Annotated in this window: 16 protein-coding genes; 7 read left to right on the forward strand and 9 right to left on the reverse strand. The window is 60.2% G+C overall.

Annotated features, from left to right (window positions below):
- The first annotated feature begins 60 nt into the window (after positions 1–60).
- On the forward strand, positions 61–342 hold the full coding sequence (locus DTW90_RS03615) for a GNAT family N-acetyltransferase (protein ID WP_149336465.1): 282 nt from the start codon (positions 61–63) through the stop codon (positions 340–342).
- A gap of 112 nt (positions 343–454) precedes the next feature.
- Here DTW90_RS03615 and DTW90_RS03620 read toward each other — a convergent pair whose 3' ends face one another.
- Positions 455–805 (reverse strand): flagellar export protein FliJ, encoded by a 351-nt coding sequence (locus tag DTW90_RS03620; RefSeq protein ID WP_149336467.1) that lies wholly within the window; start codon positions 803–805, stop codon positions 455–457.
- A 442-nt stretch (positions 806–1,247) separates the two neighbouring features.
- Here DTW90_RS03620 and ctrA point away from each other — a divergent pair, with 442 nt between their 5' ends.
- Entirely contained in the window at positions 1,248–1,949 is a 702-nt protein-coding gene (gene ctrA, locus DTW90_RS03625; protein ID WP_003542362.1) for a cell cycle two-component system response regulator CtrA, read from the forward strand.
- A gap of 287 nt (positions 1,950–2,236) precedes the next feature.
- Here ctrA and DTW90_RS03635 read toward each other — a convergent pair whose 3' ends face one another.
- On the reverse strand, positions 2,237–2,599 hold the full coding sequence (locus DTW90_RS03635) for a response regulator (RefSeq protein ID WP_132518636.1): 363 nt from the start codon (positions 2,597–2,599) through the stop codon (positions 2,237–2,239).
- 117 nt (positions 2,600–2,716) lie between these two features.
- Complete coding sequence (locus DTW90_RS03640) at positions 2,717–3,364, reverse strand: histidine phosphotransferase family protein (protein ID WP_149336470.1); 648 nt, start codon at positions 3,362–3,364, stop codon at positions 2,717–2,719.
- A 202-nt stretch (positions 3,365–3,566) separates the two neighbouring features.
- On the opposite strand from DTW90_RS03640, the gene DTW90_RS03645 reads away from it, so the two are divergent.
- Both DTW90_RS03645 and DTW90_RS03650 read left to right on the forward strand, forming a co-directional pair.
- Positions 3,567–4,157 (forward strand): EipA family protein, encoded by a 591-nt coding sequence (locus DTW90_RS03645; protein WP_132518632.1) that lies wholly within the window; start codon positions 3,567–3,569, stop codon positions 4,155–4,157.
- 150 nt (positions 4,158–4,307) lie between these two features.
- Positions 4,308–5,504, forward strand: a complete 1,197-nt coding sequence (locus DTW90_RS03650) for a hypothetical protein (RefSeq protein WP_149336472.1) — start codon at positions 4,308–4,310, stop codon at positions 5,502–5,504.
- A 1-nt stretch (position 5,505) separates the two neighbouring features.
- Here the strand turns inward: DTW90_RS03650 and DTW90_RS03655 are convergent, their stop codons facing one another.
- On the reverse strand, positions 5,506–6,336 hold the full coding sequence (locus tag DTW90_RS03655) for an RNA methyltransferase (RefSeq protein ID WP_149336474.1): 831 nt from the start codon (positions 6,334–6,336) through the stop codon (positions 5,506–5,508).
- Between the two features lie 10 nt (positions 6,337–6,346).
- Positions 6,347–6,727 (reverse strand): hypothetical protein, encoded by a 381-nt coding sequence (locus DTW90_RS03660; RefSeq protein ID WP_149336476.1) that lies wholly within the window; start codon positions 6,725–6,727, stop codon positions 6,347–6,349.
- Between the two features lie 47 nt (positions 6,728–6,774).
- Here DTW90_RS03660 and DTW90_RS03665 point away from each other — a divergent pair, with 47 nt between their 5' ends.
- Together DTW90_RS03665 and rpoH are read left to right on the forward strand one after the other, a co-directional pair.
- Entirely contained in the window at positions 6,775–7,800 is a 1,026-nt protein-coding gene (locus tag DTW90_RS03665) for an RluA family pseudouridine synthase (RefSeq protein ID WP_149336478.1), read from the forward strand.
- 331 nt (positions 7,801–8,131) lie between these two features.
- Positions 8,132–9,040 carry an RNA polymerase sigma factor RpoH gene (gene rpoH / locus DTW90_RS03670; RefSeq protein WP_149336480.1) on the forward strand — a complete coding sequence of 303 codons (909 nt, stop codon included), beginning with the start codon at positions 8,132–8,134 and terminating at the stop codon, positions 9,038–9,040.
- Between the two features lie 84 nt (positions 9,041–9,124).
- Here the strand turns inward: rpoH and DTW90_RS03675 are convergent, their stop codons facing one another.
- The 4 genes from DTW90_RS03675 to DTW90_RS03690 form a co-directional block, all read right to left on the reverse strand.
- The gene (locus DTW90_RS03675) at positions 9,125–11,608 is read right to left on the reverse strand and encodes a hypothetical protein (protein ID WP_149336482.1); all 2,484 of its coding nucleotides are present in this window, start codon (positions 11,606–11,608) and stop codon (positions 9,125–9,127) included.
- Positions 11,609–11,669: 61 nt separating this feature from the next.
- Positions 11,670–12,965: an adenylosuccinate synthase gene (locus tag DTW90_RS03680; RefSeq protein WP_149336484.1), complete on the reverse strand. Its 1,296-nt coding sequence runs from the start codon at positions 12,963–12,965 to the stop codon at positions 11,670–11,672.
- 193 nt (positions 12,966–13,158) lie between these two features.
- Positions 13,159–13,980, reverse strand: coding sequence for a class I SAM-dependent methyltransferase (locus DTW90_RS03685; RefSeq protein ID WP_149336486.1), 822 nt, complete (start codon positions 13,978–13,980; stop codon positions 13,159–13,161).
- Positions 13,981–14,152: 172 nt separating this feature from the next.
- Complete coding sequence (locus DTW90_RS03690; protein WP_149336488.1) at positions 14,153–15,007, reverse strand: GNAT family N-acetyltransferase; 855 nt, start codon at positions 15,005–15,007, stop codon at positions 14,153–14,155.
- Between the two features lie 400 nt (positions 15,008–15,407).
- Between DTW90_RS03690 and DTW90_RS03695 the strand changes: the two genes are divergently transcribed.
- Complete coding sequence (locus DTW90_RS03695; protein WP_132528655.1) at positions 15,408–16,742, forward strand: UDP-glucose/GDP-mannose dehydrogenase family protein; 1,335 nt, start codon at positions 15,408–15,410, stop codon at positions 16,740–16,742.

Consider the following 16,742-nt stretch of genomic DNA (forward strand, 5'->3'; position numbering starts at 1 on the left):
CTTTCCACGCTCCACCATGTGAAGTTATGCTGAAGTCTTGAATCCCAAGGTGAAAAAATCATGGACATAAGACTTGAAGAAACCGGGTCCGGCGGACGTTACGTTGCGACCGTCGACGGGCACGAGGCCGAGATGACCTATTCGCGGACCTCGCCGAAGCTGATTATCATCGACCATACCGGCGTTCCCGATGCCTTACGCGGCAAGGGCGTCGGCCAGGCGCTCGCCCTTCATGCAGTCGAGGAAGCAAGGCGTGGCGGCTGGAAGATCATTCCGCTCTGCCCGTTCTTCAAGGCACAGGCGACACGTCATGAAGAGTGGCGCGATGTCATCAATGGCTGAGCGCTGAACCCGTCATTCAGAAAACACCAAAAGCCGTGCATGGCCGGCCTTTATGGCCAGTCATGCACGGCTTTTCAGGAATTTCGCCGCCACCGACGACGGAAAATCCGGATCAGGCGCGCGCTCTTACACCCCCGTCGCGCTCCTCGATGGCTGCCGCCTTGGCATATTCCGCCTGCGTTTCCTCGAGCGCTGTTTCCAGCGCCTCTTCCTGTGCCCGCAATTCCCGTATCGAGACCTGCAGATTGTCGGCACGCTGACGTGCAGCCTTTGCAAAGGTCGGATAGGCGAAATGATTAGGGTCGGAAATACCGGACTTCTTCTCTTCCAGGACGATCTGGCTTTCCAGATCCTTGGTCATCCGGTCAAATTCCGCCATCATCATCTGCAGTTGCTGCAGCTGGCGACGTTTTTCATTCACCTGAAATTCCTTCAGGCGCACTAGGCTCTCACGTGACTTCATACGCATTACTCCCGTGATGCGAGACCCCGGCTCTCTTACAACATTGCCCTCCGCACCGCTTTGAAACGGCTTGGATTAAAAAAATTACAGCGGCATTAACAAAAACCTACCGCTGGTAACCTTTCGTTTACGGGCATCGTTAATGATAGCCATGATCTTTTAAGGGTCAGTAAATGAAGCGAGCAGATTTCGATACAACGGCATTGATGAGTCGAATGAATCGTTTGGATCGTTTTCTTAAGGTGTTGGTTAAGGAATAGCACTTGCTGATTCACATTGGAAAACAGTGGAATGGAAAAATTATTTAATAAATTCGATACATCTTGCCAGAGTGAATCAGAATTTGTTAACCATTCCGTGGCAGCTTCCAAATCAGGTAGTGACTGGATCGGTATCGCGTAAAGGGGCTGACGACCTTTCGGCGGCGGTAAAGGGGATAATTATGCGGGTTCTACTCATTGAAGACGACAGCGCGACAGCGCAGAGCATCGAGTTGATGCTCAAGTCGGAAAGCTTTAACGTCTACACCACCGATCTCGGTGAAGAAGGCGTCGATCTCGGTAAGCTTTACGATTACGATATCATTCTCCTGGATCTTAACCTTCCCGACATGTCCGGCTACGAAGTGCTCCGCACGCTCCGCCTGTCGAAGGTAAAGACGCCAATCCTTATCCTGTCCGGCATGGCCGGCATCGAGGACAAGGTTCGCGGTCTCGGCTTCGGCGCCGACGACTACATGACCAAGCCCTTCCACAAGGATGAACTGGTCGCCCGCATCCACGCTATCGTCCGCCGCTCCAAGGGTCACGCCCAGTCGGTTATCATGACCGGCGAACTGATCGTCAACCTCGACGCCAAGACCGTCGAAGTTGGTGGCCAGCGCGTTCACCTCACCGGCAAGGAATACCAGATGCTGGAGCTGCTTTCGCTCCGCAAGGGTACGACCCTTACCAAGGAAATGTTCCTGAACCACCTCTACGGCGGCATGGACGAGCCCGAACTCAAGATCATCGACGTCTTCATCTGCAAGCTGCGCAAGAAGCTCGCAAATGCTGCCGGCGGCGCGAACTACATCGAAACCGTCTGGGGCCGCGGCTACGTTCTGCGCGAGCCGGATGGCGCCGAATACGCCGAAACCGCCTGATAGCTACCGCCGCCTACCCCAGACACCGCCGCTTTTTCGAGAGCCCGCCTTTATGGCGGGTTTTCTTTTGCCTGGAAGTTGCCGTGCGCATCGAGCAAGCCAACACTTCTGCATGGATCCGCACAATATGTTCGTCATCCTCGGCCTTGTGCCGAGGATCTGCAACATATCAATAAAATCAACGGTCATAGACCCTCGGGACAGGCCCGAGGATGGTGCAAGAGGCGTGCAGTGCGGTCAAACGGCGGCTGCGCGCGGCTATATCTGCGATGAAATGCAACTGGGCCTTAGGCCGCGACTGCCCGATTCCCGAACACGGCCGTCAGGATCTTGCGATCGAACGGCTTCAACAAGAAATCGGTTGCTCCGGCGCGCTTGCCGGCCATGAGCTTCTTCAGATCGGCCTCGACGACGCAGTAGTAAATCTTGGCGTCCTTGCCGTTTGGCATCGCCCGGATGTTGGCGATCAGCTCCAGCGCGCCTTCCATTCCGGCATCGACGATCAGATATTCTGGAAGTTCCATCTGGCAGCGAGCAAGGGCTTCCTGGGCGTTGGAGGCTTCGCTGACCAGAAAGTCGAGTTCGGACAAGATACGCTTGCCGACCTTGCGTACAACGTCGGAGGTATCAGTAATCATGAACCTTTGCATCAGTCACTCCTCTGTGCCCGCCTGTAAGTCCCGGCGAGCACCGCCTTCAACTGAGACGATAATGACGCCGGGCTAAGGAATCGTTACCGATATTGACGCAATTTTGCCGCGTATGACCTAAGAATTGCTTACCGTAGCTGTGTAAATCAGCTCTTCCGCCGTCGCATGGTAGGTCAGTTCCATGCCGCTCTCTTCCGCCAGCAGGACGGTGTAGTAGGGTTGGATGGAATGAGCATCGATCGCTTCTTCGACGGTACCGGAGCATATCTCGACGAATTTCGGCGGCAGCCGCATCAGGCGACCACGAGCAACGATCTTGAACGTCGCATCGAGTTCTGGATTTTCCATCGTCACTTCGATGGTGCCGCCGCGAGGGATGGACCCGTAGGCGACGAGAAAGAGGTTGAGCAACAGCTTGACGCGGTTCTTGGCGATGATCGCCCGCTGACCGATCCAGACGACTTCCGTCTTCTTTTCGGCGGCGGCGAAATCCTTGGCCGCGCGTTCGGCTTCGCCCGTATCGATCGACGCGCCGACCGAGCCGGAGGCGCCGAAGGCAAGGCGGGCAAATTTCAACCGGACAGAGGCGTTGAGCGCGCTGGTGCGGATGAGGTCCATGGCGTCGGCATCGGCGCCGCCTTCATCCAGGAGCTCAAGGCCGTTGTTGATTGCACCAACGGGTGAAATGACATCATGGCAAACACGGCTGCAAAGGAGCGCAGCCAGATCCGGTCCTGCCAGAGTGAGATTCGGATTCTTGGACATTCATTGTCTCCTGAATGCTGGGCAAACGAAATTGTCGCCAAACGATGCCACAGCAGGTTTGCACGAGCATTGCAATTGCCAGTGTATCGCGCGTCATAATGACACCATATTTGGTAAACCCATTGTTAAGACGATGACCGCAAAATGCACCTCAGTCGCAACAGACGACTCATCGCACCGACCATGATGAACGGGTGACACTATGCGCCATCAATTTCCGCGGAGAATTTCGAGCCTGGGCCTGATTCTGGCCCTGTTGGCGTTTGTGAGCTTTTCGCTCCCGCCGCGGCAGGCCTCGGCGGCGACAAGCGGCCAGTACACCATGCAGGAGATTGTTGATTCGGGTCACGCCTTCTTCGGCTCCACCAGTGGCGGCCTTGCCAAGGTGGTGGAAACCGCCTTCGAGCGCTATGGCCTGCCGAACGGCTATATTCTCGGCCAGGAAGGCTCCGGCGCCTTCATCGCCGGTCTCACCTATGGCGAAGGCCAGCTGAACACCAAGAATGCCGGCGAGCACCCCGTTTACTGGCAGGGTCCCTCGCTCGGACTGGATGCAGGCGGCCAGGGGACGCGCGTGATGATGCTCGTCTACGATCTTCCTTCGACCAATGCGCTCTATGCCCGCTACGGCGGCGTCAGCGGCCAGGCCTTCATGGTCGCCGGCGTCGGCATGACACTGCTGAAGAACGACAATGTGCTAATCGTGCCGATCCGCACCGGCATCGGCGCCCGCCTTGGCCTGAACGTCGGCTATCTAAAGGTTACCAGCACCCCGACCTGGAATCCCTTCTGAGGATATTTCCTATTTGGCCCAGGCCGCAGAGCTTGGGCCAGCCTTGAGACAACAAGTGCTACGCCCATTTAAAGGCTTGCCCCTCTCACTGCCTCATGTTTAATCGAGAGCTGTTAGAACCGGAATCAACTGTTAGACGATGGCTCTCCTGTGATTGAATTCGCTCTGCTGTTCGGGTTGGGTTTCCTGACCGCGATCTTTCTGGTCTTCCTCATAGCGCCTGCGGTCCATCGCCGTATTGTCTGGTTCACCGAAAAGCGACTGAAAGCCACCATGCCGCTGAGCCCGCAGGAAGTGCGCGCCCAGAAAGACATGGCGCGTGCCCTTTATGCCGCTGAAAATGCCAAGACCGAGCAGGCCCTGTCCCAGGAACGCGAAAAGGCCGTCAGCCTGCAGCTTCGCCAGGATACGCTGCTCAAGGAGGCCGGGCGGCTGGCATCCGAAAACACCGACCTCCAGTCGCAGATCGACGAAATGGACGTGGAAGCCGGCAATCTGCGCTCCCGCCTGCGCCGCGAGGAAAGCTATATCAGCCAGCTGAAAGCCAGCCTTCGTGTTTCGGAGCAGGCGCATGCCGAAAAGGAATCCGACATCGAGACCCTGCGCCGGCGCCTTGCCAAGATAACCGCGGATGCCGACAACCTGAAGATCGACCTTGCCACCCGCGAAACCGAGATAGAGAATCTCCGGTTCCGAATGAACGCCTTGCGCGACGAACGCGACGGGCTGCGCAACGATGTCAGCCTGGTTACCAAGCGCGCCAAAGATGCCGAATTGCGGCTCGGCCAGGAGGAAAACAAGACGTCACGGCTGGAAGACAAGCTCAACCGCGAGGTTGCCGGCAATGCCGACAGGGAAACTCTCATCGAGCGCCGTCTCGCCGAAGTCGCACGGCTTAAGGAAAAACTGAAGGCGGCCAACGCCGAAACCCGGGAGGCGAGCCGCGCGTTGCGCGCCGCCGGCATCCCGAGACCCTCCTCTTCCAGGCTCGCGAAACTGCAGCCCAGCCCGCAGCCTGCCGAAAACACGGGCAAGGAAACCCCGACCATTGCCGCTGTCGCGGCGCCGGAACGTCAGGTGGAGACGGAGATTGCCAGGATGACGGACGATGTGCGCAATCGCAGCAAGGCACTCTCCGACCGCCTGCTGAAATCACGCTCCGCAGCCCAGGACAACGCCATGCGCGAGGAGATTGCCGTCATCGCCGCCAACATGGTGGCGCTGACTGCGCTGAAGGAAGGCGAGCAATCGGCCATTCGCAATCTTCTGCCGGAAAATATCGAGGCTGGCCAGGATGGGCGAACCAGCCTCGCGCAGCGCGTGGCCGACCTGCTTCCGAACCGCTGACCTATATTCGCCCGGCCGCTGAGGCCATTTCGAACAAGGCGATGCCGGTTGCGGTGGCGACGTTCAGGCTATCCAGTCCGGGCGCTTGCGGAATCCGGGCGCTGCCGAAGGCGGCAAGGATAGCCTCCGGAAGCCCTTCGCCCTCGGTTCCGACCACCAATGCCATGCGGCCCGAAGGGGGCACTTCGCGGATATCCGTTTTCCCGCGCGGCGACAGGCTCCATATTGAAAACCCGCGAGCGGCCAGCGCAGCGAGGAGATCGAGCGCATTGGCCTGCCGGTAATAGGGCGTGGTCAGGACCGAACCCACCGAAACGCGCAGCGCCTTGCGATAGAGCGGGTCGCAGGAAGTCTCATCGAGCAGCACTGCGTCCGCGCCGAAGGCGGCAGCGTTGCGGAACATCGAACCGACATTGTCATGGTTGGAGATGCCGCAACCCACGAGCACGAGGGACTGTGGCGGAAGACGGTCGAGAAAATCATCGAAACTGTCCTCGGCAGTCCGCCTGCCAAGCGCCAGAACGCCGCGATGCAGATGAAAGCCGACAATGCCGTCGATGACAGGCGCTTCTGCCGTATAGATCGGCACGTCCTGCGGAAACGCTGCGATGATCTCTTCGAGACCTGCCACACGATTGCGCAGGAGCAACAGCTTTTCAGCCACGAAACCCCGCCGGCGCGAATGCGCATCGGCGAGCAGCCGCAGGACAACGGTTCCTTCCGCAATGAACCGGCCTTCGCGTCCGGTCAGGTCACGCTCGCGGATGTCGCGGAACTCGGCGATGCGGGGATCATCCGGATCATCAATCGCTATCAGCCGGTCGTTCTCCATGTCAGGACCGTCAGTTGCCGGCGAGAGAAATCGTCGCGACGATCCTGCCGATGCCATAGTCGAAGACGATCGCCTGATGCTGGCCGGCAGCCGTCGCGCCGTAGAACAAAACCTGGCGGCCCGAAAGCGCCACGGATTGAACCGCAAATCCCTGCGGCAGAGCAGCGGTGGCCGCAACAGGCGCATCGGAAGGCACGTCAGCCGTTGTCGCCGCCACGGCCTTCGGGGCCGGGCGCATCGTCTTGTAGACAACGGCGCCGAAGACCGCCATAAGGCTCACCACCATGATGGCGACGGAGACGATCTGCAGTCGCACCATCTTGCGTCGAACATTTTCCAGGGCCGGATCGAGAGGCTTTTCCTCCTGATCGTCTGGCTCGAAATTCGTCATCGATGCGTCCTTGTTCCTTGTGAGCGCTTTCCGCGCTGGAGAAAGAGTTGAGCGACCCCTTTAAAGAAGCTGCGGACAATAGAAAAGTCCTAACCGCCGACGAAACCGCTGAAGGCCGGCTCGATGCCTGGCTGACCGGAAAACTCGGCGAGGAATTCTCTCGCAGCCGCGTCAAGGCACTGGTCAACGAAGGTGCGGTCCTGCTGAACGGAAAGCCCGTCACCGACGCCAGCCGCAAGGTTCGCCCCGGCGACGCCTATGAGATCGCCCTGCCCGAGCCGGAAGACCCGACCCCGCAGGGCGAGGACATTCCGCTCGACGTGCTCTACGAGGACGATGATCTCATCGTCATCTCCAAACCATTTGGCCTGGTCGTCCATCCCGGTGCCGGCAATTGGACGGGCACGCTGGTCAACGCGCTGATCCATCACTGCGGCGAAAGCCTTTCCGGCATCGGTGGCGTGCGTCGGCCCGGCATCGTTCACCGCCTCGACAAGGACACGACGGGCGTCATGGTCGTCGCCAAGAACGACACGGCCCATCGCCATCTTTCCGAACAGTTCGCCGATCACGGCCGCACCACGCAGCTCGAGCGCGCCTACCAGGCGATCGTCTGGGGACGTCCGCGCCAACTGATCGGCACGATCGATGCTCCCCTCGGCCGCTCGAACACCGACCGGACGAAGCGCACGGTCAAGAAACCCGGCACGCAGGATGCCGACGAGGCGATCACCCATTACGAAGTGCTCGAGCGCTTCCACGAAGCGCCGGATGCCACCGCGCTTGCCGCCCTGGTCGAGTGCCACCTCGAGACCGGCCGCACCCATCAGATCCGCGTGCACATGGCCCATATCGGCCATCCGCTGCTCGGCGACACCACCTATGGCGCCGGCTTCAGGACCAAGGCGAACCTGCTGCCGGACGGAGCCCGCGAAGTGGTCAACCGCTTCCCGCGTCAGGCGCTGCACGCCTACATGCTGCAGTTCGAACATCCCCGCACCGGCGAAGTCATGCGCTTCGAGACTCCGTTGCCCGAAGACATGGAAGAGCTGGCGGAAGCACTTCGCGGTTAACCCGCCCTGTGGCTGGACCGAAGCGCCCCGGCAGACTATAATGCCCGCAGCTTCCGGCAATCGACGGCGATTTTCCGAAATGGTTGATCGTTTTCGACAAGACTGGGAAGTGCAGAAACTGCAATAGCTGCGCGAAATAGCGGTGGGACGAAACCAGTCACACCGGGGTCACCATTGCGTGAAACTGGCCTTGAATCACTGTTTCGCCGTACTTATCTGTATATGGATTTAGTGCGGGGTCTAGCTGACCTGCACGTCTCAGCCTGCTTCGTGAGGGGCGCTCCCCGCGCCCGCTAGAGGGGTTGAATTCTGGAAATAGGAGGGTGCATTCATGGCCCGTAATACCTTGCCGTCCATCACGGCCGGCGAAGCCGGTCTCAATCGTTATCTCGACGAAATCCGCAAGTTCCCGATGCTGGAACCGCAGCAGGAATATATGCTCGCCAAGCGCTATGCCGAACACGGCGACCGCGAGGCTGCCCACAAGCTCGTCACCAGCCATCTGCGCCTCGTGGCGAAGATCGCCATGGGTTATCGCGGCTACGGCCTACCGATTGGCGAAGTCGTGTCCGAAGGCAATGTCGGCCTGATGCAGGCTGTCAAGAAATTCGATCCGGAGCGCGGTTTCCGTCTGGCGACCTATGCGATGTGGTGGATCAAGGCTTCGATCCAGGAATATATCCTGCGCTCGTGGTCTCTGGTGAAGATGGGTACGACTGCCAATCAGAAGCGCCTGTTCTTCAACCTGCGCCGCCTCAAGGGCCGCATCCAGGCCATCGACGAAGGCGACCTGAAGCCGGAGCATGTGGCTGAAATCGCAACGAAGCTGAACGTGTCTGAAGAGGAAGTGGTTTCGATGAACCGCCGCTTGTCGGGCGACGCTTCGCTGAACGCTCCGATCAAGGCTGCGGAGGGCGATTCCGGCCAATGGCAGGATTGGCTCGTTGACGATCACGACAGCCAGGAAGACGTGCTGATCGAGCAGGACGAACTCGATACGCGCCGCCGCATGCTGTCCAAGGCCATGAGCGTGCTCAACGATCGTGAACGCCGCATCTTCGAGGCCCGTCGCCTTGCCGATGAGCCGGTCACGCTGGAAGACCTGTCGTCCGAATTCGACATCAGCCGCGAGCGTGTGCGCCAGATCGAGGTCCGTGCCTTCGAGAAGGTCCAGGATGCCGTCCGCAAGGATGCTCTGGAGCGCGCGAAGGCGCTGCGGGTCGTGGAAGCCACGGCTTAAGCGGCCCTGCACATCATTCGAGACAAACAAAAAGGCGGACCGCATCGCGGTCCGCCTTTTCTGATTCCGGGATATCCGTAGTCCTTATTGGCTGCTGGAAACGTCGCCAAGCGCTGCCCAGGCGGTGATCGCCTTATTGAAGTCGTCGGTGCCGGTCTGACCCTTTTCCATCGTCAGCAGCGCACGGCGGCCGTTGCGATAGGTGACCGGGATATCGATCCAGTCGCGGCTGCGCAGCAGATCCAGATTGGTTTTGCGGGCATCCGGGAAGTCGTTGAGCGCCACCATGTGGAAATCGTCGGTGATCTTGGCAGGGACTGCAATCAGCGGATCGCCGCGATCCTGCTCGGTCGCCTTCATGGCGATGCGCTGGACGCTATCGATGCTGCCGCCTTCGAAATTCGGCGGTACCGAGAAAACCAGCTCAACCAGATGGCTTGCGGGTAGCGACGGATCCGAGTTGCGCTTGAAGGTGATCATGGCGGTCAGGCCACGTTCAGGCACGGAGATGCTGCCCTGAACGGAAGGTTCAGGACGGCCGTCCGTTCCTTTTTCCTGTTGCAGCGTCCAGGTGACCGAACCTTCGATCGCGGTTGGCGAGGTCTGACCGATGCGCTCCTCATAGAGGAACATCTTTTCCGAACCGACCGGGGCCGTCTGCTGCGAGCTCGCTGCTGCGGATGCCGTATCGCCCGTCGCAGCCGGAGTGGCAGCATTGGCGGCTGCTGCAGCCTGTGCCGGCGCGGCGGGATCGCCTCCTGCCGGCGGCGTCGCTGCCGGAGCCGCATTCGATTGCGGCTGGGGAGCAGGTGCTGCGGGGGCGGGCTGGGCTACGTTCGGCTGAGCGGATGCTGCCGGAGCGGGAGCAGGAACAGGCGCAGCGGCTATATTCTGTTGCGCGACCGATTTGCCCTCGGCGACCTGCGACTGGCTGGGAGCCGGTGCAGGTCCGTCGTCGACCTCATTGCCATTGGCCATAAGCCGCTGGGTGAACTTGGTATTCACCGTGTTATCCGCATCTGCCGAAGCGACATCGGTGTTGCCGGTTGCCGGCTTCTGGGCCGCCCCGTTATTGGCTTGGGCGGGCGTGGACGGTGTATTGGCTGCCGTGTTGGCCGCCGGTGTCGCAGGCTTGCTGTCGACAACCGTCGCCGTCTTCGGCGCCGAGCTGATCAGACCTGCGACCATGCCGTTGATGGCATTGCGATTTTGCCATGCCGCATAGCCGGCGCCGCCGACGATGGCGAGGCCGATGAGCGTCAGCAAAATACCCTTGATGCCGAAGCGCCGACGCTTCGGTTCCATGCGGTAGCTCTTGCCCTGCAGCTTGGAGACCGTGACCGCGTCGAGGTCTGGCGGCACCGATGTCGACGAAACCTGGTCATCACCGCCGAATCTGTCGTAGCCCGCAAGCTCCTTCAGCTCACGCCAGCCGTCGCCCGGAACATCATTCTTCGGGGCCGGCTTTGCAGGAGTATTGTGCACGTCGGCAAAAAGATCGACGTCGTCGAAATCGCCCAGCGCAACCGGCTCTGCCGGCTTTTTCGCCGGGGGGATTGGCGGCAGCTCGTCGAACGCATCCGCATCCCAGGCAAAGGGCTCTGCAGCCGCTTTTGCGGCGACAGGCCTTTGAACCGGGGTATCCAAATCAGCCAGGGGATCGCTGAAGGCAAGAATAGGACGAGGAGCGTCGACCGCCGCAATACGCGGCTCAGGGGCAACCTCCGGCTCAGGCGCCCAACTATGCGCAGGCTCCTCCGTCCGGCTCTCGGCGGCGGGAGCGGCCTGTTCGGCCCATACGTCCTCAAGACGACCGCTGCCATCGGCATAGAGCGGCTCGGTGATGAATTCTGCACGCGGCAGTGTCGCCGCCTCTTCCGCAGCGACTTCGGTCAGCCGATGGTGTTCGTCGTCAACCGAATATTGAATTTCGGCCTGCGGCTGTTGCGGCCACTCTTCGTGGATAGGCTCGACGTGTTGGCTCGGCTCGACGCGCTCCTCATGCCGGGCAATTTCGGGCACATCGTGAAGCTCTTCCGGCGGCTGATAAGCAGCGGCTGGCGTCTCCTCGATTTGCGGCTCCTCGGCTGGTGGTGCCTCAACCTCCTGCGGCTGCGCGGCGTGCCATTCCTCTACCGCCCGGTTTTCCTCGGCGGGCGCATGCCAGGCCTTAGGTTCCTCTTCTGCGGCGCGAACCGGCTCGAGCTCTTCGTAATGAGGCGCAACCGGCTCCTCATGCTCCACAGGAGCCTCGGGCTCGGCAGCAAAGTGCTCTTCGACAGGCTGGGGCTGTTCCTGAAGTGTCAGTTCTTCGGCGGGCGGCTCTTCAGCAGGCGGCTCTTCCGCGACGGGCAGCGCCTCGGCATATTCAGCCTCGACATCCCTGATGGCGGCATCCAACTTTTCAAGCTGGCGCTGCAGCATTGTTTCCGGCGGACGCGGCTTCATGCTCTCGAGCTGCCGCTGCACAGCGCCGCGTGCACGCTCGTAGACCTTGACTCGCATTTCCGGTGTATTGTCAGACAGACCGTCAACGGCCCGCCGAATGACTGCTACAAAATCCGCCATCAGCACTTTCTCATGATGTCCGACCCAAAACCGGACAGGGATTCCTTGTTAATCCGCGACATTAATCCTCAAACGGATCGGTCACAAGTATGGTGTCTTCGCGCTCGGGGCTGGTCGAAAGCAACGCCACCGGCGTGCCGATCAGCTCTTCCACCTGCCGGACATATTTGATCGCCTGGGCGGGAAGATCGGCCCACTTGCGCGCGCCGACGGTCGATTCCTTCCAACCTTCGAGCGTGATGTAGATTGGCTCCACCCGTGCCTGTGCCGCCTGGCTTGCCGGCAGGTAGTCGATCTCCTTGCCGTCCAGTTTGTAGCCGACGCAGATCTTCAGCTCTTCCAATCCGTCGAGTACGTCGAGCTTGGTGAGCGCGATGCCCGTAATACCCGAGGTCTTTACGGTCTGGCGCACCAGAACCGCATCGAACCAGCCGCAACGGCGCGGACGCCCGGTATTGACGCCCACTTCGCGGCCGACGGTCGCCAGATGCTTGCCGATCTCGTCATGCAGCTCGCAGGGGAACGGTCCCTCGCCGACGCGGGTCGTATAGGCCTTGGTGATGCCAAGGATATAGCCGAGCGCCGTCGGCCCGAGGCCAGATCCGGCAGCTGCCTGGCCAGCAACCGTGTTGGAAGAGGTGACATAGGGATAGGTGCCATGATCGTTGTCGAGCAGCGCGCCCTGAGCGCCCTCGAACAGGATGCGCGCACCGGCCTTGCGCTTTTCGTCGAGCAGGCGCCAGACCTGGTCGACGTAAGGCAGGATGTGATGGGCAACCGAGGTCAGCTCTTCATGCAGCGCCTCGAAGGAAATCTCGTCGAGGCCCATGCCGCGGCGAAGCGCATTGTGGTGCGTCAGCAGCCGGTCGATCTTCGCGGGCAGCGTTTCCGGCTCGGCCAGATCGATGACGCGGATAGCGCGGCGGCCGACCTTGTCCTCGTAGGCCGGGCCGATGCCGCGGCGCGTGGTGCCGATCTTGGTGCCGCTGTTGGAGGCGGCGTCCTCGCGCAGGGCGTCGAGGTCACGATGCAGCGACAGGATCAGCGGCGCGTTCTCGGCGATGCGCAGCACCTCAGGCGTAACAGCAACACCCTGGGCACGCAGCTTCTCGACTTCCGCGACGAAATGATGGGGGTCGACGACAACGCCGTTGCCGATGACACTCAGCTTGCCACGGACGAGGCCGGAAGGCAGAAGCGCAAGCTTGTAGCTCACCCCATCCACGACCAGCGTATGGCCAGCATTATGGCCGCCTTGAAAGCGCACGATCACATCCGCACGTTCCGAAAGCCAATCGACAATCTTGCCCTTGCCTTCGTCACCCCATTGCGAACCGATCACGACTACATTCGTCATTTAGCTAATCCCGCTTACCGCGCATGTTTTGCGCCTTGCTCAAACCCGCGCATCTATAAAGCTTTGTTTTTGCGAAAGCGACCCTTCAATCCCATCAGAATGGGCTTTTTGCATGACAATGCAGGCTTTTTCCCGGTCTCTTTCGGGGAAAACCGGCCCAATTGTGAACCCTGTCTCGATCCCCCATTCAGCCTCATGTCAGAATGGGCTTGCGCGTCACCACATGAAAATACTCGTTATCGCTCGACGCTACGGAGCCAATGATACTCCCATCAATGTCGAAGAGAAGCGCCGGCGTTTCGAAACCGGCCTCAGACAACTGCGCCTGCAACTGCACCGGCGTCGTCGCATAGACCATGACGCCGAAATCATGGGCGCCGTGCAGAAGAATGGCGTGTTCGCCCGTCCGCTCCTCGAGCGCACTAAAGCGGCGCATGCGCAAGCTCCCGAATATCCGGCCCTCGACATAACGAAACGTGCGGAAGCCGAGCTTTACCGGATTGGACGTCCATTCGAGACGGCAATAATCGATTCTCTCCTGAAAACCCTGCCAATCGCGATGAAAGGTCGAGAAGACGAAGGAGCCACCGGGCGCAAGCACGCGTGACACTTCCGACAGGATTGCCCGCCGCCCGGCCGCGTCGACGGAATCGATACCATTGTAGCTGAACACCACCAGATCGAAGGAGCGATCCGCCAATGCCGAAAGGTCGCGCGCATCCATTTGCTCGAAGCGCAGGTCCGGATGGTTCTGGCGCGCCGATTGCACCATCTCCGCCGTATAGTCGATGCCGAGATAGGTCGCCGCCACGTCACGCAGCAGCCCTGCCGTCCTGCCACCGCCAACGCCGATATCAAGGACCCTACCCTGGCCCCGACCTCGACGCATGTCGAAGGCACCTGCCTCGAAGGCGCGGCGCTCACCTGAATTGAGATAGCCGCTGCTGCGGCGGTAATCCCGCAAAGCCCAGGTGTTGCGCCAGGTCTGACGGTTGATCGCTTCCATTGCGTGCATGGCTGAATTCCATCGATAAAAATAACCCTCAATGGTTGTCCAGCCCCACGAAAGACAGCCGCCTGTTTTGTATTTCGCGACAGGGAATAAGAAAAGTAGATGACGGGAGAAGAAGGCTGTTAATCACCTGTTAAGGTTAACAGGGCCGCGCCAATGCCTTGGAGACCAACGCTTATCCCAGTTCGAGCGTCGTAATTCCGAAGACGCGATTGAGCGGCATGGCGGGTATTGTACCGCGATACATGCGCGCCGTTTCGAAGACCGGTTTCAGCCCGAAACTCTCGGCTAGAGCGATCCCGTCGGCATTGTCGACCGGGATATCCAGATAGACGCGCGTACCCTCTGCCTCCGATGCCAGAGCGCCCAGGATTGCTCTTGCCGTCTCGGTATCGTTCGCAAACAGGGGACCAATCTTGTAGCCATCGAAGCAACGACGGATGGTGCCGTAGCCGCGGATATTGCCCCCCCTTCCGACCGTTACCGATTTCCGTTTCTCCGGCGCGCCGCACCATGCGGAAAGGAAAGATCGGCGCTCTCCCGGAAAAATGCGGGCATCATAGCGCAACAAGCCGGCCAGCTTTTCCGGCGATACCGTCACGACATCAGGGCTTCCGGAAAGCTGCTTTGGCAGATCGGCAATGCCGCCGTAACGCACGGTTCGGAACGCCAGTTCGAAACCGGAACGGCGGTAATTGTCCTGTTGCGCAGGAACTCCATCGAGGCCAACCGTGCGGCCCTCAGCCGAGACCATGGCCTTGTCCCACAGCATCTTGCCATAGCCCCTGCCCCGAAAATCCGGGTGGACTATGTAAAGGCCCAGAAACGCAAAGCTCTCGCTATACTTGACGACCGAAATGCAACCCACCGGCAACCTGCCCAGAACACCGACGAAAAAGCCGGAAGGATCGGCCTCATGAAAGGCAAGGGCATCGTCGAGACCGGGATTCCATCCCTCCTGCCGCGCCCACTCCAGAGCGAGTTCCAGTTCCCCCGGTCGCATCGTGCGCACCGCAAATGCAGAATTCATGCAACCTTCCCGAATTGCCGCGCCCACAAGATGCCGACCCGCGAGGACTATCCCGGCAGGTCCGACAACCGCAGCGCCCCCATCAACCACCGGCGGCAACCTTCGAGAATATTAAGATCGAAGATGACCAGCGGCATATATTCGCGACTGCTTTACGAATCAGCATGGGACAAAGCCATTGTAATCTCAAGCGATATACTGCGCCTGAATCAAAACCCGATAGAAGAATTGGCGTCATGGTTGCGCGTTTACTTCAATCGGCAATTTCATGACATGTTCGTGACACTTGGGTGGACATCGGCATGGCGATATAGGCGAGGCCGCAAACTCTGTGTATAAGCGCAGCCGTCGCGGCAGCCGCTGCCAAAGCCGCGCCTGTTTTGCAGTTTGAGGACGCTTCATGCACATCACGATGATTGGTTCAGGTTATGTCGGTCTGGTATCCGGGGTCTGCTTTGCGGATTTCGGCCATGACGTGATCTGCGTCGACAAGGACGAAGGCAAGATCGATGCGCTGAAGCGCGGAGAGATCCCGATCTTCGAACCGGGCCTCGAGCATCTGGTGGCCGACAACGTCCGCGCCGGGCGCCTGTCCTTCTCGACTGATGTGAGGGAAAGCGTGGCTGCGAGCGATGTGGTCTTCATCGCCGTCGGCACGCCATCGCGCCGCGGCGACGGCCATGCCGACCTGTCCTACGTCTATGCCGCCGCCCGCGAGATCGCCGAGCATGTCAAAGGCTTCACCGTCATCGTCACCAAGTCGACCGTCCCTGTGGGCACCGGCGACGAGGTCGAGCGCATCATCCGCGAGACCAACCCTGATGCCGACGTCGCCGTCGTCTCCAATCCGGAATTCCTGCGCGAAGGAGCCGCCATTGAGGACTTCAAGCGCCCTGACCGCATCGTCATCGGCCTGAACGACGATCGCGCCCGCCCTGTGATGACCGAAGTCTACCGACCGCTCTACCTCAACCAGGCGCCGCTGCTCTTCACCGAACGCCGCACCTCGGAGCTGATCAAGTACGCCGCCAACGCCTTCCTCGCCATGAAGATCACCTTCATCAACGAGATGGCAGATCTTTGCGAAAAAGTCGGCGCCAACGTCCAGGAAGTGTCGCGCGGCATCGGCCTCGACGGCCGCATCGGCTCGAAATTCCTGCATGCCGGCCCCGGCTATGGCGGCTCGTGCTTTCCGAAGGACACGCTCGCGCTGGCGAAGACTGCCCAGGACTATGACAGCCCCGTGCGCCTGATCGAGACGACGATCTCGATCAACGACGCCAGAAAGCGCGCAATGGGACGCAAGGTGATCGCAGCACTCGGCGGCGAAGTCCGCGGCAAGACGATCGCCGTGCTTGGCCTCACCTTCAAGCCGAACACCGACGACATGCGCGACAGCCCGGCGATCTCCATCATCCAGACGCTGCAGGATGCGGGGGCGACAGTCATCGGCTACGACCCTGAGGGCATGGAGAATGCCCGCAAGGTGATCGACGGCATCGCCTATGCCGAAGATGCCTATGGGGCTGCAAAAGGCGCGGATGCCGTCGTTATCGTCACCGAATGGAACCAGTTCCGCGCGCTGGACTTTGCGCGATTGAAGTCGATCATGAAGGCGCCGCTGCTCGTCGACCTCAGGAACATCTATCGTCGCGACGAAATCGCCAAGCATGGCTTCACCTACACATCCGTCGGCAGGCCGGCGATGGATCTTGCGGCAACTTCGGAAGGCTGA

The organism is Neorhizobium sp. P12A, assembly GCF_008365395.1.
Lineage (GTDB): Bacteria > Pseudomonadota > Alphaproteobacteria > Rhizobiales > Rhizobiaceae > Rhizobium.

Excerpts from the sequence above, each read along its gene's own strand:
- DTW90_RS03680 (WP_149336484.1), bottom strand. The coding sequence starts at position 12,965 with ATGACGAATGTAGTCGTGATCGGTTCGCAATGGGGTGACGAAGGCAAG.
- DTW90_RS03640 (WP_149336470.1), bottom strand. The coding sequence starts at position 3,364 with ATGTCCAAGAATCCGAATCTCACTCTGGCAGGACCGGATCTGGCTGCG.
- DTW90_RS03645 (WP_132518632.1), top strand. The coding sequence starts at position 3,567 with ATGCGCCATCAATTTCCGCGGAGAATTTCGAGCCTGGGCCTGATTCTG.
- DTW90_RS03690 (WP_149336488.1), bottom strand. The coding sequence starts at position 15,007 with ATGAATTCTGCATTTGCGGTGCGCACGATGCGACCGGGGGAACTGGAA.
- DTW90_RS03655 (WP_149336474.1), bottom strand. The coding sequence starts at position 6,336 with ATGGAGAACGACCGGCTGATAGCGATTGATGATCCGGATGATCCCCGC.
- DTW90_RS03635 (WP_132518636.1), bottom strand. The coding sequence starts at position 2,599 with ATGCAAAGGTTCATGATTACTGATACCTCCGACGTTGTACGCAAGGTC.
- DTW90_RS03620 (WP_149336467.1), bottom strand. The coding sequence starts at position 805 with ATGAAGTCACGTGAGAGCCTAGTGCGCCTGAAGGAATTTCAGGTGAAT.
- DTW90_RS03660 (WP_149336476.1), bottom strand. The coding sequence starts at position 6,727 with ATGACGAATTTCGAGCCAGACGATCAGGAGGAAAAGCCTCTCGATCCG.
- rpoH (WP_149336480.1), top strand. The coding sequence starts at position 8,132 with ATGGCCCGTAATACCTTGCCGTCCATCACGGCCGGCGAAGCCGGTCTC.
- DTW90_RS03695 (WP_132528655.1), top strand. The coding sequence starts at position 15,408 with ATGCACATCACGATGATTGGTTCAGGTTATGTCGGTCTGGTATCCGGG.
- DTW90_RS03675 (WP_149336482.1), bottom strand. The coding sequence starts at position 11,608 with ATGGCGGATTTTGTAGCAGTCATTCGGCGGGCCGTTGACGGTCTGTCT.
- DTW90_RS03685 (WP_149336486.1), bottom strand. The coding sequence starts at position 13,980 with ATGCACGCAATGGAAGCGATCAACCGTCAGACCTGGCGCAACACCTGG.
- DTW90_RS03615 (WP_149336465.1), top strand. The coding sequence starts at position 61 with ATGGACATAAGACTTGAAGAAACCGGGTCCGGCGGACGTTACGTTGCG.
- ctrA (WP_003542362.1), top strand. The coding sequence starts at position 1,248 with ATGCGGGTTCTACTCATTGAAGACGACAGCGCGACAGCGCAGAGCATC.